General features: G+C 41.1%; 15 protein-coding genes. 8 read left to right on the top strand and 7 right to left on the bottom strand.

Features of this window, described 5'->3' with window-relative positions; genetic code table 11:
- Positions 1 to 405 precede the first annotated feature (405 nt).
- Together NSQ17_RS03845 and NSQ17_RS03840 are read left to right on the top strand one after the other, a co-directional pair.
- Positions 406 to 2,388, top strand: coding sequence for an LTA synthase family protein (locus tag NSQ17_RS03845; RefSeq protein ID WP_008341764.1), 1,983 nt, complete (start codon positions 406 to 408; stop codon positions 2,386 to 2,388).
- A 102-nt stretch (positions 2,389 to 2,490) separates the two neighbouring features.
- Positions 2,491 to 3,078: a YjgB family protein gene (locus NSQ17_RS03840; RefSeq protein WP_342467865.1), complete on the top strand. Its 588-nt coding sequence runs from the start codon at positions 2,491 to 2,493 to the stop codon at positions 3,076 to 3,078.
- Between the two features lie 40 nt (positions 3,079 to 3,118).
- Here the strand turns inward: NSQ17_RS03840 and NSQ17_RS03835 are convergent, their stop codons facing one another.
- Entirely contained in the window at positions 3,119 to 3,622 is a 504-nt protein-coding gene (locus tag NSQ17_RS03835; RefSeq protein ID WP_058336532.1) for a DoxX family protein, read from the bottom strand.
- A gap of 194 nt (positions 3,623 to 3,816) precedes the next feature.
- Between NSQ17_RS03835 and NSQ17_RS03830 the strand changes: the two genes are divergently transcribed.
- Positions 3,817 to 4,575: a DUF817 domain-containing protein gene (locus NSQ17_RS03830; RefSeq protein ID WP_058336533.1), complete on the top strand. Its 759-nt coding sequence runs from the start codon at positions 3,817 to 3,819 to the stop codon at positions 4,573 to 4,575.
- An 18-nt stretch (positions 4,576 to 4,593) separates the two neighbouring features.
- On the opposite strand, the gene nagE is transcribed toward NSQ17_RS03830, so the two are convergent.
- Positions 4,594 to 5,958: an N-acetylglucosamine-specific PTS transporter subunit IIBC gene (gene nagE / locus NSQ17_RS03825; protein WP_048002726.1), complete on the bottom strand. Its 1,365-nt coding sequence runs from the start codon at positions 5,956 to 5,958 to the stop codon at positions 4,594 to 4,596.
- Positions 5,959 to 6,148: 190 nt separating this feature from the next.
- On the opposite strand from nagE, the gene map reads away from it, so the two are divergent.
- The 3 genes from map (at position 6,149) to NSQ17_RS03810 (ending at position 7,455) form a co-directional block, all read left to right on the top strand.
- Complete coding sequence (gene map / locus NSQ17_RS03820) at positions 6,149 to 6,898, top strand: type I methionyl aminopeptidase (protein ID WP_008341769.1); 750 nt, start codon at positions 6,149 to 6,151, stop codon at positions 6,896 to 6,898.
- A gap of 123 nt (positions 6,899 to 7,021) precedes the next feature.
- Positions 7,022 to 7,183: a hypothetical protein gene (locus NSQ17_RS03815; RefSeq protein ID WP_008341770.1), complete on the top strand. Its 162-nt coding sequence runs from the start codon at positions 7,022 to 7,024 to the stop codon at positions 7,181 to 7,183.
- Positions 7,184 to 7,317: 134 nt separating this feature from the next.
- On the top strand, positions 7,318 to 7,455 hold the full coding sequence (locus NSQ17_RS03810) for a YflJ family protein (protein ID WP_008341771.1): 138 nt from the start codon (positions 7,318 to 7,320) through the stop codon (positions 7,453 to 7,455).
- A 41-nt stretch (positions 7,456 to 7,496) separates the two neighbouring features.
- On the opposite strand, the gene NSQ17_RS03805 is transcribed toward NSQ17_RS03810, so the two are convergent.
- On the bottom strand, positions 7,497 to 8,147 hold the full coding sequence (locus tag NSQ17_RS03805) for an MOSC domain-containing protein (protein WP_060780871.1): 651 nt from the start codon (positions 8,145 to 8,147) through the stop codon (positions 7,497 to 7,499).
- Between the two features lie 123 nt (positions 8,148 to 8,270).
- Between NSQ17_RS03805 and NSQ17_RS03800 the strand changes: the two genes are divergently transcribed.
- The gene (locus NSQ17_RS03800) at positions 8,271 to 8,543 is read left to right on the top strand and encodes an acylphosphatase (RefSeq protein WP_039962563.1); all 273 of its coding nucleotides are present in this window, start codon (positions 8,271 to 8,273) and stop codon (positions 8,541 to 8,543) included.
- Between the two features lie 14 nt (positions 8,544 to 8,557).
- Here the strand turns inward: NSQ17_RS03800 and NSQ17_RS03795 are convergent, their stop codons facing one another.
- The 3 genes from NSQ17_RS03795 to NSQ17_RS03785 form a co-directional block, all read right to left on the bottom strand.
- The gene (locus NSQ17_RS03795; protein WP_342467864.1) at positions 8,558 to 8,983 is read right to left on the bottom strand and encodes a hypothetical protein; all 426 of its coding nucleotides are present in this window, start codon (positions 8,981 to 8,983) and stop codon (positions 8,558 to 8,560) included.
- 100 nt (positions 8,984 to 9,083) lie between these two features.
- Positions 9,084 to 10,190 (bottom strand): nitric oxide synthase oxygenase, encoded by a 1,107-nt coding sequence (locus NSQ17_RS03790; protein ID WP_047946767.1) that lies wholly within the window; start codon positions 10,188 to 10,190, stop codon positions 9,084 to 9,086.
- A gap of 104 nt (positions 10,191 to 10,294) precedes the next feature.
- Entirely contained in the window at positions 10,295 to 10,852 is a 558-nt protein-coding gene (locus tag NSQ17_RS03785; protein ID WP_024719344.1) for a PadR family transcriptional regulator, read from the bottom strand.
- A gap of 113 nt (positions 10,853 to 10,965) precedes the next feature.
- Between NSQ17_RS03785 and NSQ17_RS03780 the strand changes: the two genes are divergently transcribed.
- Complete coding sequence (locus tag NSQ17_RS03780) at positions 10,966 to 11,451, top strand: phenolic acid decarboxylase (RefSeq protein WP_008341777.1); 486 nt, start codon at positions 10,966 to 10,968, stop codon at positions 11,449 to 11,451.
- A 63-nt stretch (positions 11,452 to 11,514) separates the two neighbouring features.
- Here NSQ17_RS03780 and NSQ17_RS03775 read toward each other — a convergent pair whose 3' ends face one another.
- A complete protein-coding gene (locus tag NSQ17_RS03775) occupies positions 11,515 to 13,155 on the bottom strand; it encodes a M14 family metallocarboxypeptidase (protein WP_135010350.1) in 1,641 nt (546 codons plus the stop codon).
- Between the last annotated feature and the right edge of the window lie 104 nt (positions 13,156 to 13,259).

Genomic DNA, 13,259 nt, shown 5'->3' with positions numbered 1-13,259 from the left:
AAATATATTAATATACTTCCATGAAGGAATTATTATCCAGACAATTCAGCTGCTTATTCATTCATTTTTTTTACTTAACCTGCATAAACATTAATAAACACTGGAAATCCGCCTAAATGCACCATTGTAGAAATCAAATTAATTCTTTAGACTTGTGTCTTTTTACCTGTTTTATTGAAATAGCAACAGGAAAAATACAGAATTTTCTGTAATTATTAGGATGGATTTCACAAAAAATTTTTCGGAAATCGAATGTTTTCGATGTCTTCCCAACTCTAGCTCGGACAGGCTGCCTTAGGTGCTCACCGGTTATGACTTTTCTATTTGTGCATTTCATGGTATATTCTAATGGTTCGTTTTCTTTCGTTCCGCCTCTTCCGTTTAACGGAGAAAAGGAGTGTTTAAATGAAAACATTTATTCAAAAAAGAGGCCTCGGCTTCTTTGTGATTGCAGCCATCTTGTTATGGCTCAAGACGTATACAGCTTATTTAATCGAATTTAAACTTGGTATATCAAATGTGCTTCAGCATATTTTGCTTTTTGTGAATCCTATTAGCTCCAGCTTGTTCTTTCTTGGCTTTGCTTTATTGTTCAAGAAAAAATGGCAGCCTGCCGCTATCATTGTGATTCACTTTTTCATGTCTTTTTTACTTTACGCAAACATCGTGTACTATCGATTCTTCAATGACTTTATCACGCTGCCTACAGTGATGCAGGCAGGAACGAATGGCGGACAATTAGGTGATAGTGCATTTTCACTCATGCGTTGGACTGATATGTTTTACTTTCTCGATACCATCATCTTGATCGTACTCGCAGTCCGCATGAAAAGACAGCAGCAAACAAGTACAGCGACTGTACCTGTTCAAAAAACAAAATCGTTTAGACTCGTTCTTGTGTCCTCTGTTCTGATCTTTGTTGTCAACTTAATCGCAGCAGAAATTGATCGCCCAGAGCTTTTATCAAGATCGTTCGACCGCAATTATTTAGTCAAATACTTGGGTGCTTATAATTTTACGGTGTTTGATGCCATTCAAAATGTGAAATCAAACAGCCAGCGTGCCCTGGCAAATTCAAGTGACGTGACAGATGTAGAGAATTATCTAAAGGCGAACAGCGCTGATCCTAACCCGGCTTATTACGGGAAAGCGAAAGGCATGAACGTCATTACGATTTCTCTTGAATCACTGCAAAACTTTGTCATTGATTACAAGGTGAATGGAAAAGAGGTCACTCCTTTCCTAAATTCATTAGCCCATGACAACAAAACGTTTTATTTTGATAACTTCTTCCATCAAACAGGACAAGGAAAGACATCTGATGCGGAATTTATGATGGATACGGGGCTTTTCCCATTATCACAAGGCTCTGTATTTATTAACAAAGCTCAAAACACATATCAGGCGCTTCCTGGCATTTTGAAAAAGGACCAATACACGTCCGCAGAATTCCACGGGAATACGAAAACGTTCTGGAACCGAAATGAAATGTTTAAGTCCTTTGGATATGACAGATTTTACGATTCTGAGTACTACGATATGAATGAACAAGATACGAAGAACTATGGATTGAAAGACAAACCGTTCTTCAAAGAATCCATGCCAATGCTTGAAAATCTGAAACAGCCGTTTTATTCAAAATTCATTACGCTGTCAAACCACTTCCCATTTGGTATGGATGAAGGTGATACTGATTTTGAACCTGGCGACTTTGGAGACTCCGTCGTTGATAACTACTTCCAATCTGCTCATTATTTAGATGAAGCCATCGAACAGTTCTTTAATGACTTGAAGACATCTGGTCTCTATGACAATACCGTCGTCATTATGTACGGTGACCACTACGGCATTTCAGAAAACCATAATGAAGCGATGGAAAAAGTGACTGGCGAAAAAATTGGAGACTATGAAAATGCCCAGCTTATGCGTGTGCCGCTCTTTATCCATGTGCCAGGCGTAAAAGGCGGACAGATTCATAAATACTCTGGTGAAGTGGATGTTGCGCCTACCCTTCTCCACCTGCTCGGAGATGATACGAAGAACTATTTAATGTCTGGTTCTGATATCTTATCGAAGAACTTTAAAGAGCTTGTGCCATTTAGAAACGGAGACTTCGTGTCTAAGGACTACACGAAAGTAGGCAACAACTATTACAGCAACAAAACAGGTGAAAAAATCGAGCCGACTGAAAAGGCATCACAAGAAAACGAAACGGTGAAAAAGATGCTAGAGACATCTGATAAGATTGTCACGGAAGATTTACTCCGTTTCTACAAACCTAAAGGCTTTACACCAATTGAGCGCAATGATTATGACTACACAAAGAAAGTACAGGATGAAAAAGATTCCTCTTCCGCCAAAGATGAATCCAGCTCGTCTTCCAAATAACTTCCTCTTTTAAAGCCCCAGCCGATCCAAGATCAGCTGGGGCTTTTTACGTTTGATCCACATGGCACCGGGTATAGTTGAAGAAGGAGGGATTGATTAATCATGAAAAAAACAGCAGCTTTTGTCGTGACCGCTTCACTCGCTTCTTCCACCTTATTCGGTTTTAGCCCGGCGATTTCAGCGCACACCATGACCCAAACGCAGGCAGAACAGTCCATTCCTCAAGGGCCGAAAGCAGCGCTAAACAGCATTTATCAGCTAGCACATCAAGGACAAATGCCATACTATGCAGAAGGACTCAAAATAGGGGTTCAAACAAAAAAAGACGTTCGGCATAAACTAGGACAGCCTTATCCAGAAACCGGTCAAAGCGGCTTTGATTTGTATCATGCTGAGATGGGCAACCCTGGATTTGCTTTTCACTATGACAAAAAAGGCAAGATTAACGAAATCCGTTATTTTGGAACAAATGTAGAAAAAGAAACGAATATCGGAGGAATGACTCCTTCCCTATTAAAGAAACAGCTTGGACCAGCAGATTCAGTCAGCACCATCCCGCAAACAAAAGAGAAAAAATACGTTTATCAGACCGGTGATTATGAGCTCGAATTTATCGTCGGACATGATCCAGATATCAGTCAGCACGAGCTGACTGTGGTGCATATTAACTTCATCAAAGCCGGTTCTTAAATAAAAAGCATCCTGAGTTTTCTCAGGATGCTTTTCTTTATTATGATGCCACTTCTAAATGCGGCTTTCTTTTCAGTTTTCGCTTAAGGATTGGACCTGCTACATAATCAAGACCAAATTTTCCGGCATTTCCTTTCGCTGCTATGATAAAGACGGCGATCAGAAGAAGAAGCGGGTTAACAGAGACGGTTCCAGCTAGTAAGAAAGAGACATTCATCACGCTTCCAAAAAAGGCTGCCGTTGTTGTGAACAATCCAACAATTAGTCCTAGACCAACTAAGATTTCTCCCCACATGACCATGACACTGAAGAGTCCGGCATTTGGCAACGCGACATTTTCTAAAAACCAGACATAGAACGGATAAACAAGATGTCCATCTTTCACAACAGGTTCAGCTATGGCAAATTGCAAATATCCTGATGCATCGAATCCGCCTGTTAGTTTTCCAATACCAGATGTCAGCCAAGTCCATCCGATATAAAGTCTTGCTGCCAAAAGGATAACCGCTGCCCATACATTCGTTTGTAAGAATTTTGTAAACATGATGATGCCTCCTTTTAAATTATGTGAAATATTTCACATTTTCTTTATGATCTTATTATACTATGTAAATATCATTTGTGATCCTTTTCACATATATATTCACAAATTGTTCATGAATATCTAGTCGAGGTAAACTTTTCCCTTGCTATTTCCGTCTAAGTTATTTCAGACAGTAAAAAGGGGTTACATTTTGTATGAAAACATTATTTCATTTTGCTTATTTACAGGCTATTTCATGTCTATTCCCCGTCATGATCTTTACAGCGCTTGCCCTATCAAAGATCGTGTCTATTCCTTTTCTTCCTCGATATGATGTTATTCTTCTGCTTTGCCTTATCGCACAGCTCCTCATGCTGATGCTGCGGCTTGAGACACTGACAGAGTTGAAGATTATTTGTCTCTTTCATGTGATTGGAATAGGCTTAGAAATCTACAAAGTACATATGGGTTCATGGTCCTATCCTGAAGAAGCTTATACGAAAATTTTTGGGGTTCCGCTCTACAGCGGCTTTATGTATGCCAGTGTGGCAAGCTATATTTATCAGGCACTGACTCGGCTTCGCGTGAAGGTGAATGCGTGGCCTCACCCGTTTCTTTCAGTGGGGATCAGTTTATGTATTTATCTCAATTTCTTTACTCATCACTGGATTTATGATCTACGCTGGTGGCTGACCTTACTCCTAGTGGTTGTGTTTCGAAAAACAACCGTGTCCTTTCAGGTCGGTTCATCGACCTTTCGCATGCCGCTTGTTATCTCGTTTTTACTGATTGGCTTTTTTATTTGGGTGGCCGAAAATGTCACGACCTTTTTAGGAGCATGGCAATATCCAAATCAGCAGCATGCTTGGTCTCTCGTCCATCTTGGTAAAATCAGTTCATGGTTTTTACTTGTTGTCATCAGCATTGTACTGGTGATCGAACAGCGAAAACAAAAAAACGTTCAGCCCATTTGATCTGGCTGAACGCTTTTTTTAGTCCCGAGCGACTTCCTTGCGAAGATCATCGGCGACAAATTCGACATTTGTTCCAATGATGATTTGTACGGAAGTTTTTCCTGACGTCAGTACCCCTTTGGCACCTGCTTTTTTCAATGTACCTTCATTTAATAAATTGGTATCTTCTACTGTTAAACGAAGACGGGTTGCACAATGGTCAATTGTGGTGATATTGTCTTTGCCGCCTAGTCCCTCTACGAGCATACTTGCTCCAGCAGTATGTGTATCATCACCTGAGATATCTTCGATGTCATCATCTTCCCTGCCCGGTGTTTTTAGCTTTAACAATTTAATCAGGAAATAGAAAACAACAAAGTAAATCACGCCATAGATGACCCCAACTACAAGTAACAGAATGGGCTTTTGTGCTATTCCAAAACTTAAAACGTAATCAATCGCACCCGCTGAAAAAGCGAAACCGCTATGAATGCCTAAGGTGTTGACAATAAAGAGCGAAAGACCAGTTAATATCGCATGAACACCATATAAAAGTGGAGATAAAAACATAAATGAGAATTCAATTGGTTCTGTGATTCCTGTAATAAATGACGTCAGTGCCATTCCAATCATAAGACCGGCTGTTGCTTTTCGTTTTTCAGGCTTTGCGGTCACAACCATCGCAAGACATGCCGCTGGCAGCCCGAACATCATCACTGGGAAGAAACCAGTCATAAAGACACCTGCACTTGGATCGCCTTTGAAGAACCGTGCTAAATCACCTGTCGCTCCGCTGAATTCACCGAATTGAAACCAAAATAGATTATTCAACACATGGTGAAGTCCTAATGGAATGAGCAAGCGGTTAAAGAAGCCAAACAGCCCGGCACCCGTTGCTCCAAGACTTAAAATCCACTCTCCCAAATCATTGATCACACTTTGAATTGGAGGCCATACATATCCAAAAACGGCTGCTAATAGAATGGTAAAAAGTGCTGTCATAATTGGCACAAGCCGTCTTCCACTAAAGAAACCTAAGTATTCCGGCAGTTTCGTGTCCTTAAATTTATTGTAAACGTAACCTGCCAAAAGTCCGCACAAAATACCACCCAATACCCCCATATTGTTGGTCGAATTGATCGACGTGGTACCAGCTGACAAAATAAAATAAGAGATCGCTCCAGATAACGCCGCTGCCCCGTTACCGTCCTTTGAAATACCAATCGCTACACCCATAGCAAAAATTAAAGCCAAATTCGCAAAAATTGCATTTCCTGCTGCATGAATAAACGGGATGTTGAATACATCTTCACGCCCAATAGCCAAAATGATACCCGCTGCAGGAAGCACAGCGATTGGAAGCATAAATGATTTTCCTAACTTTTGAAAAAACTGAAACACCATCTTATTTCTCCCCCCTTCGTCATCATCATGAACAAATCTCTCATGATGTTCATAAAAAATATATCATATGCACATCTAGTTATCTATACCAATTTGTCCACATCTCACCCGAATCTCAGCCTTTACTCTTTTGGCGTAAAATGTGGTAAGCTATTGAATAGAATGAAGTTATAGAAAGCGGGAATGAACAGTGATTGTCAAACATGATCATGAGTTAGAAGCCTTAAAAAAAGTCGGCCGAATTGTCGCTTTGGCAAGAGAAGAAATGAAAAGCCAAGCGAAACCAGGCATGTCTACAAAAGAATTAGATTTGATTGGGAAAAAAATATTAGAAGAGCATGGAGCCAATTCAGCTCCTGAAAAAGAATATGATTTCCCCGGTACGACTTGCATCAGTGTCAATGATGAAGTCGCACATGGCATTCCAAGTGAAAAAACCATTTTACAAGAGGGCGACCTCATTAATATTGATATCTCAGCAGAGCTTGATGGATATTATTCCGATACTGGGATTTCATTCGTTTTAGGTACAGGAGATGCTCGTCTTGAAGCATTATGCCAGTGTGCAGAGGATGCATTCCTTGAAGGATTAAAGCATGCGAAAGCCGGTAAAAGACAAAATCAAATTGGCCGTGCGGTCTACAATACAGCGAAAGAACAAGGATTTACCGTCATTAAGAACTTGACAGGGCACGGTATTGGGAAAAGCCTGCATGAAGCACCTAACCATATTTTGAACTATTATGATCCATTCGATAATGCTTTGTTTAAGAATGGGACAGTCATCGCCTTTGAACCTTTTATTTCAACAAATGCTGAATCGATTTATCAAGCAGATGACGGCTGGACATTTAAAACACCTGATAAGAGCCTGGTCGCACAGATTGAACATACGATTGTGATCACAAAAGACGAACCGATTATTTTAACAAAGCTGTAAGCAAGCGGGTCCCTTCCTTCACTGGAGGGGATTTTTTCATGCCCGTTTCACGAATCTGTCACGACTAAACAAAAATGCCTGTGGTAAAATAGGCAAAGATATGCGAAAGGGGTCTTATTTGATATGTGGTTCATCATCATCGGTGTTATCTTCTTTATTGAAAGTATTATTTTAACGGTTGTAGGTATTAAGAAAAAACAATCCATGATGACCTACCTCGGTATTGTCATCATGATTATGACAGTCGGCATGATCATCGTTACCCTCAACCCGCCAAATTCATAAATGATTATTTCCAGCATATACATAGATCATAGGCAGATAGAATCAGTTTTCATTTCTAAACACCTGCACACTTTTCACGTCCTTTTTTGAGATGTTACAATGCAGGCAGTTTCCATTGAAAGGAGTTTTCTATCATGCATTATGGTAGCAAAGGCTGGTATGTCGAAGAATTAAAGAAGCTTGGTGTGACCAAGCATGAAGGAAGAAAGCTTCAAAGCTTTAAAACTTATTTCCTTGCAAATCTTCTTGAGCAAAAGAAAACGAGCTCTTAAATGTTGAAAAGCCGTACATCCATATCAGATGTACGGCTTTTTTATATGGGCTGAACACGTTTTTCTAAAGACTTCCTGACCACATCTGCTAAGGCATCTACTTCAAGAACTGCTTTCAGCCTGTTTTGATCTACTTGACGGTATTTAACTTCATTGACTTCGTGGACAGTGATGGGATGGGGCGCTTTTTCGACTAACACAAGAGCTTCATCAGGAGAGACCATTCCTTCTTTCAGCACACGCAAATAAAAACCGGTATATCCCGTTTGCTGCACTTCCTTCACAAGCTTCATGTTTCCATGCTTAAGAGAGAGCTTCACACATGGCTGTCTTGGCTGGCTGACCTCAACAATCGCTTCCCCAAACTGAAATACATCTCCAATACGGACTTCTGTCTCTACAAGCTGATGCACGGTCACATTCTCACCGAAGGCTGCCTCCTGTAACGGCACCCCTAAAAATTGCTCAAAATAAGTATAGTGATCATATGGAAAGACGCAAATGGCTTTATCATCACCTCCGTGATGGACCAAATCACCCTGGCCATCTCCATCAAAATTGAGCTTACTCAAATAAACAGGCTCGTGAATACGCTTTTTGTTGATGGCTGTTTTGATTTCTTTACCATTCACATAGGTGGTGATAGGTTGCCCTACTTGAATTCCTTCGATGTCGTACCTTGTCTGCCCCACTCTCGCCATCTCCTTTGATTGTCTGATTGCCTTTTATTTTACATGGTTTGACAGTCAAATCATAGTCGGTACGTGAAGGAACGAGGCAGGTTATGGTACGATGAGAAAAAAGGAGAGATGACATTGGTTCATTATCACGCTATTGTAAAAGGACGAGTGCAAGGAGTCGGTTTTCGATATTTTGTTCAAGGAGAAGCCGTCAATCGAGGGATAAAAGGCTGGGTACGCAACACAGATGAGGGTCACGTGGAGTTAAAAGTAGAAGGAGAGCAGCAGGAGGTTTTTGACTTTTTAGAGACCGTCCGTAAAGGTAGTCCTTTTTCAAAAGTCACACATTTGGACATGGAGCCGCTCACCAAGTTCGCCCATTATCAAGACTTTCGGATTAGAGGATAGTTGATGTGTACCCTTTATTTCACAACAGTAAATGGGTTTGCAACATAATAACCAATCAAGGTTGTACGTGAAGCATCTTTGTAGAGACTCACATGAACATCATAGTTGGCTGATCCACTGTTAGGAAGTAATAAACGAGTAGGTGCTGCGAAAGCGTTTTGTCCAGAGATAGACCCTTCGTGTGTAAAGACTGGTGTCACTGGGAAAGTAAGTTTTCGAATAGCAGCTGTATAATAAAGTGTTTCATTTGTTGTTGCGGTCATGTTGACGTTGACCTGAGGATGAAGCGAAGTATAAGTTGAACGATCGGTTGTCACCTTTAAATCGATGACATTCTGAACTATTGTTCCAGTAGTTGCTTTAGCTCTCTCATCACCTAGCGGTAGAAATCCGTTGAAACTGAATACAGCCAAAAATATGAGCAACGTCATTTTTTTCATCTCTATTCCCCCTTTTTGATTTCACCGACATTAAACCATCATTTACCAAATCAAACAACATTCAAAAGACTCATTTCATACAAAAAAACCTAGCTTTTCGCTAGGCTCTTTCCGTCCCGTGGTAGGGTTTTTCCTGATAAAAATAATTCGGTTTCACGATCGTATTGTCATAGTGACGATGGAAGATATGCGTAGCAGCTGGTGATACTGGCGGAATCAGCCATGTCCAATCACCAGTCAGCTTACGGTCAGCCTTTTCTTCCTGTTTTTCAAATTGTTTGAACTGATGGGCAGCTGTATGATGATCCACAATGGTCACCCCTGCTTCCCGGTAAGAATGAAGAACCGCCACATTCAACTCGACAATGGCTTTGTCCTTCCAAAGTGACGCATTCTTTGTCGTGTCCAGTCCTAAAATAGAAGCAACTTTTTTCAGCATATTGTAGCGGTTTTCGTCAGCTAGATTTCGTGCGCCAATTTCTGTTCCCATATACCATCCATTAAACGGTGCCGCATTGTAATGAATGCCGCCAATTTCTAATTTCATATCAGCAATAATCGGAACAGCATACCATTTCAGTCCTAAATCACCGAATCCATCATATTCAGGATGGGTGATCTCTACCTCTTGAACGATCTCTCTCGGAAGATCATACAGAACCGGCGGCTGATCTTTTAGCTGAAACATAAGTGGCAGAAGGTCAAAATGCGTGCCTTCGCCTTTCCAGCCATGCGCTTCACACAACTTGGTTAATTCAAGTGATGCCTCGTCCCCAATGATGCCATATTCCGACTCATATCCCGCATAACGAACGAGTTGATGATTATAAATAACGACTTCCTTCCGTCCCTTATTCTCTGGTGGGAAGATGGTAATGGACGGTTTGATTTTACCCCCATTTGTCGCATACTCAATATGATGAAAGAGTGCCTCTTTCACCTCATCTTCTGTTGTCACGTGCCGGCAGTCATGCACATGCAGTGTTGACCAAAACAAGCGCCCAATGCACCGGTTGCTGTTGCGCCATGCCATTTTTGCCCCGTGAGCTAATTCTTCCTGCGTATGAGTATACATACCGTCAGACTCAATTTCTTTTTTTATTTCATGCAGACGTGCTGCTTTTTCTTCATTTGACTTGCCTAATTCTTCATAGCATACAGAAATAAAAGCTTCTGCTTCATTCCACAACGCTTCTTGGTTACTCAAACATACTCGCCTCACTTTAATACGAATATATCCATTGTAGCGGTTTCTATTGATAAATTCACTTGTTTCAAACCATTTTTTATCATATCGTGCGACGATTGTCCTTAGACAATGGATGAATCAATGACTTCAAGGGTCTTTTGGAGCCAGCGAACATACCCTTTTTCCCTTTCAATTGCTCTTGTCAGCACTAAATAATGCCCGAATTGTGTTGAATGCAGTGATTGGGCAGATGGATCTTCTTCTGTTAAAACGTTCAGTTTCTGTTCAAGCATCTCTACTTTCTTTGTTCGCTCCAGCAGCTGATGTGAGAAGAGACCGGCCGCTTCTTTTTGATCCATAGATGAGATAAAGAACGTTTTTAACATAAATTCATCTTTTGTTGTGTCTGGAATCGGGCCTTTTTTCCTTAACCACTCATGCAGTTCTCTTTTTCCTGCATCAGTGATTTGATAAACCTTCTTCTCTAGCTTCTTTCCTTGTATGTGAATATCAAATTCAATAAAACCCTCTTCTGTTAGCCGCTTTAATTCAGGGTATATTTGACTATGCTTCGCACTCCAAAACTGTCCAAGGGAATCTTCAAAGTGTTTCTTCATATCGTATCCCGTCAGCTCACGCTGATCTAGTAAGCCAAGAATGGCATATTTCAGTACTCTCATGACATGCCTCCAACGCATATTCTTTGACAATAGTATACCATACACCCTAAAATAAACATGTAAATCGTGACATGTTTGAAACAACATCATTTTAATTGAAAGAAGGAATAAACATGGATCAATTCGTTGGACTTCATATGATTTATACGTATGAAAATGGCTGGGAATATGAGATTTACATTAAAAATGATCACACCATTGATTACCGCATTCATAGCGGAATGGTTGGAGGCCGCTGGGTTCGTGATCAAGAAGTGAATATTGTGAAACTGACAAAAGGGGTATACAAAGTTTCCTGGACGGAACCGACTGGGACAGACGTGTCTTTAAACTTTATGCCTGAGGAAAAACGCATGCATGGCGTCATTTTCTTCCCAAAATGGGTGCATGAACGTCCAGATATCACCGTTTGCTATCAAAATGACTATATCGACCTCATGAAAGAATCCCGTGAAAAATATGAAACCTATCCGAAGTATGTCGTACCAGAATTCGCAGACATTACGTACATCCACCATGCTGGGGTAAACGATGAAACGATTATCGCAGAAGCACCGTATGAAGGCATGACCGATGAGATCAGAGCTGGACGAAAATAGAAAAAGCGGCACGCACTGTGCCGCTTCTAGGGTGGTTGACAAAGGGCTAAAATGAACTTGATTTTAGTCCTTTTTATTTATACCTAACGTCTTTTGAGATAACAAGAATCGGTAAACTGGTAGTTCATCGCCTACTTTCGATGCAATAAAACCTGATGACATATAGCTGTCTTTTGATTCTGGTTCAAGGGCAAGTGACAACAAATTGGTCTCTGGCTGTGCAGTCACATATACCTTTGTTCCTTTTGGCAGTTGACGTTTCTTTTCAACGAGTCTCGTTTCAAGCTGAATATCTGTTTTGCTTGTTTCCACTCGTTTTGTCACCTCATAGGCTTGAACTGGCACTTTCATGCCAACTGGCAAAGTCACACTTTTCAGTCCTAAAGTTCTAAGTTTTCGATCTACCCCTTCATGTCCAGGGAGAATGAGATAAGCTGTTGGCCGTTCTCTTGTCAATACAGGAACCGCATCACTTGCACTATGAAAACGCACTGGGACATTGGTGGTTTGTCCTTTCTCAATATCCACCATTTCAAGTGAATCGTTCACAGGCGCCTTGAAAGCATCTTGAATGACTACTTGATCATCATCGTTTGATTGAAGACCTTTTTTCACAAGTTTCAGCCGCTCCGTCACCATTTGCTGCTTCACCTGCTTAGCATGCTTCACTGTTGTCTCAATGATTTTTTCATGAGTGGTGACTTGTGCTGCCACACGCCGAGTAAAGTCCTCTCTGCCAATTCCAATCCCCCTACTTTCTACAAGAAATGATAAAGCTGGTGAAAGCGCCAGGGCATTTCGGCCAATTCGTGCATCGGTTCCGCCTTCATAAAGGTCGATCTTTCCGTCCTTTCCTCTTGTGTTTGTATAATATAAATCGTTGGAAAATCCTTTATTCGTCAATGTTTCACGTACTCCGTTGACGTACAATTCATTTGACGTGAAACGAATGCTTTCAGGAATGTTTAAATTCTTACCGGATAATATCAGCAAATCGTGATACTTAAGAGCACCTGATGCACCGATGTCTTCAAACTGCTTTTGACCGACATCATATTCATGGGCATCGATGACGACCTCGGGCGCATAGCGATTAAATTCTTGATGAAGGGCTGTCAGCTCTGGAGATTCTAATGTCATGTGGTCACGGTTGCCATCCATTCCGTTTGCAAGCCTGCGGTCAAATGCATAAGAACCATCTGGGTTGATTCTTGGGACAATGATGACGTTGACATGGCTCAGGATACGCTCTCCTTCATCACCTGCTAGTCGTTTGGCGATGACAAGGGCAGATTCACCGGAGGCTGGTTCATTTCCGTGTATTTGTGCTTGGAGCCAGATCGTTGGCTTTTTTGACAGTGGAGAGATGTGACGATCCTTTGTAAAATAGAGGGCTGGAATGGACCTGCCTTCAATGGATGTTCCAATCTGTTTCTGCGTGGCGTAAGGACTTTTACTGACAATGTCACGTAAAAAATCTTGAAGCTCTTCTTGTGTGGTAAATGCTTTTCCTTTTTTCTGAAAAGCAGGGGTATCAAACGTTTCGTCAGGCTCAGGATACAGTTTTTGAACCGAGGCTGGCTGCTCATAGCTTTTTCCATAATAAGGGGTCTCTGCATTCGCTGAAGCTGGGGTCACCATCGACAAACTTCCTGCCATGAGGCATACAGCAGCAAAAAGAATGGTACTTTTCTGTTTGGACATGCTATCCTCTCCCTTCGTTGATTTGCATTATAAAGAAAAAAACAGCAAAAGTGTCAGCATTTTTCAAAAATATATCTTTTGGAGGAATCATGTATGGCTTTATA

This window comes from Bacillus sp. FSL W8-0629 (genome assembly GCF_038593225.1).
GTDB lineage: Bacteria > Bacillota > Bacilli > Bacillales > Bacillaceae > Bacillus > Bacillus altitudinis.
The sequence above is the reverse complement of the archived record's forward strand: the minus strand, read 5'-3'. Positions and strand labels throughout refer to the sequence as shown.

Coding starts and splice junctions, on each gene's coding strand:
- NSQ17_RS03845 (WP_008341764.1), top strand. CDS start 406: ATGAAAACATTTATTCAAAAAAGAGGCCTCGGCTTCTTTGTGATTGCA.
- NSQ17_RS03840 (WP_342467865.1), top strand. CDS start 2,491: ATGAAAAAAACAGCAGCTTTTGTCGTGACCGCTTCACTCGCTTCTTCC.
- NSQ17_RS03835 (WP_058336532.1), bottom strand. CDS start 3,622: ATGTTTACAAAATTCTTACAAACGAATGTATGGGCAGCGGTTATCCTT.
- NSQ17_RS03830 (WP_058336533.1), top strand. CDS start 3,817: ATGAAAACATTATTTCATTTTGCTTATTTACAGGCTATTTCATGTCTA.
- nagE (WP_048002726.1), bottom strand. CDS start 5,958: ATGGTGTTTCAGTTTTTTCAAAAGTTAGGAAAATCATTTATGCTTCCA.
- NSQ17_RS03815 (WP_008341770.1), top strand. CDS start 7,022: ATGTGGTTCATCATCATCGGTGTTATCTTCTTTATTGAAAGTATTATT.
- NSQ17_RS03810 (WP_008341771.1), top strand. CDS start 7,318: ATGCATTATGGTAGCAAAGGCTGGTATGTCGAAGAATTAAAGAAGCTT.
- NSQ17_RS03795 (WP_342467864.1), bottom strand. CDS start 8,983: ATGAAAAAAATGACGTTGCTCATATTTTTGGCTGTATTCAGTTTCAAC.
- NSQ17_RS03785 (WP_024719344.1), bottom strand. CDS start 10,852: ATGAGAGTACTGAAATATGCCATTCTTGGCTTACTAGATCAGCGTGAG.
- NSQ17_RS03780 (WP_008341777.1), top strand. CDS start 10,966: ATGGATCAATTCGTTGGACTTCATATGATTTATACGTATGAAAATGGC.
- NSQ17_RS03775 (WP_135010350.1), bottom strand. CDS start 13,155: ATGTCCAAACAGAAAAGTACCATTCTTTTTGCTGCTGTATGCCTCATG.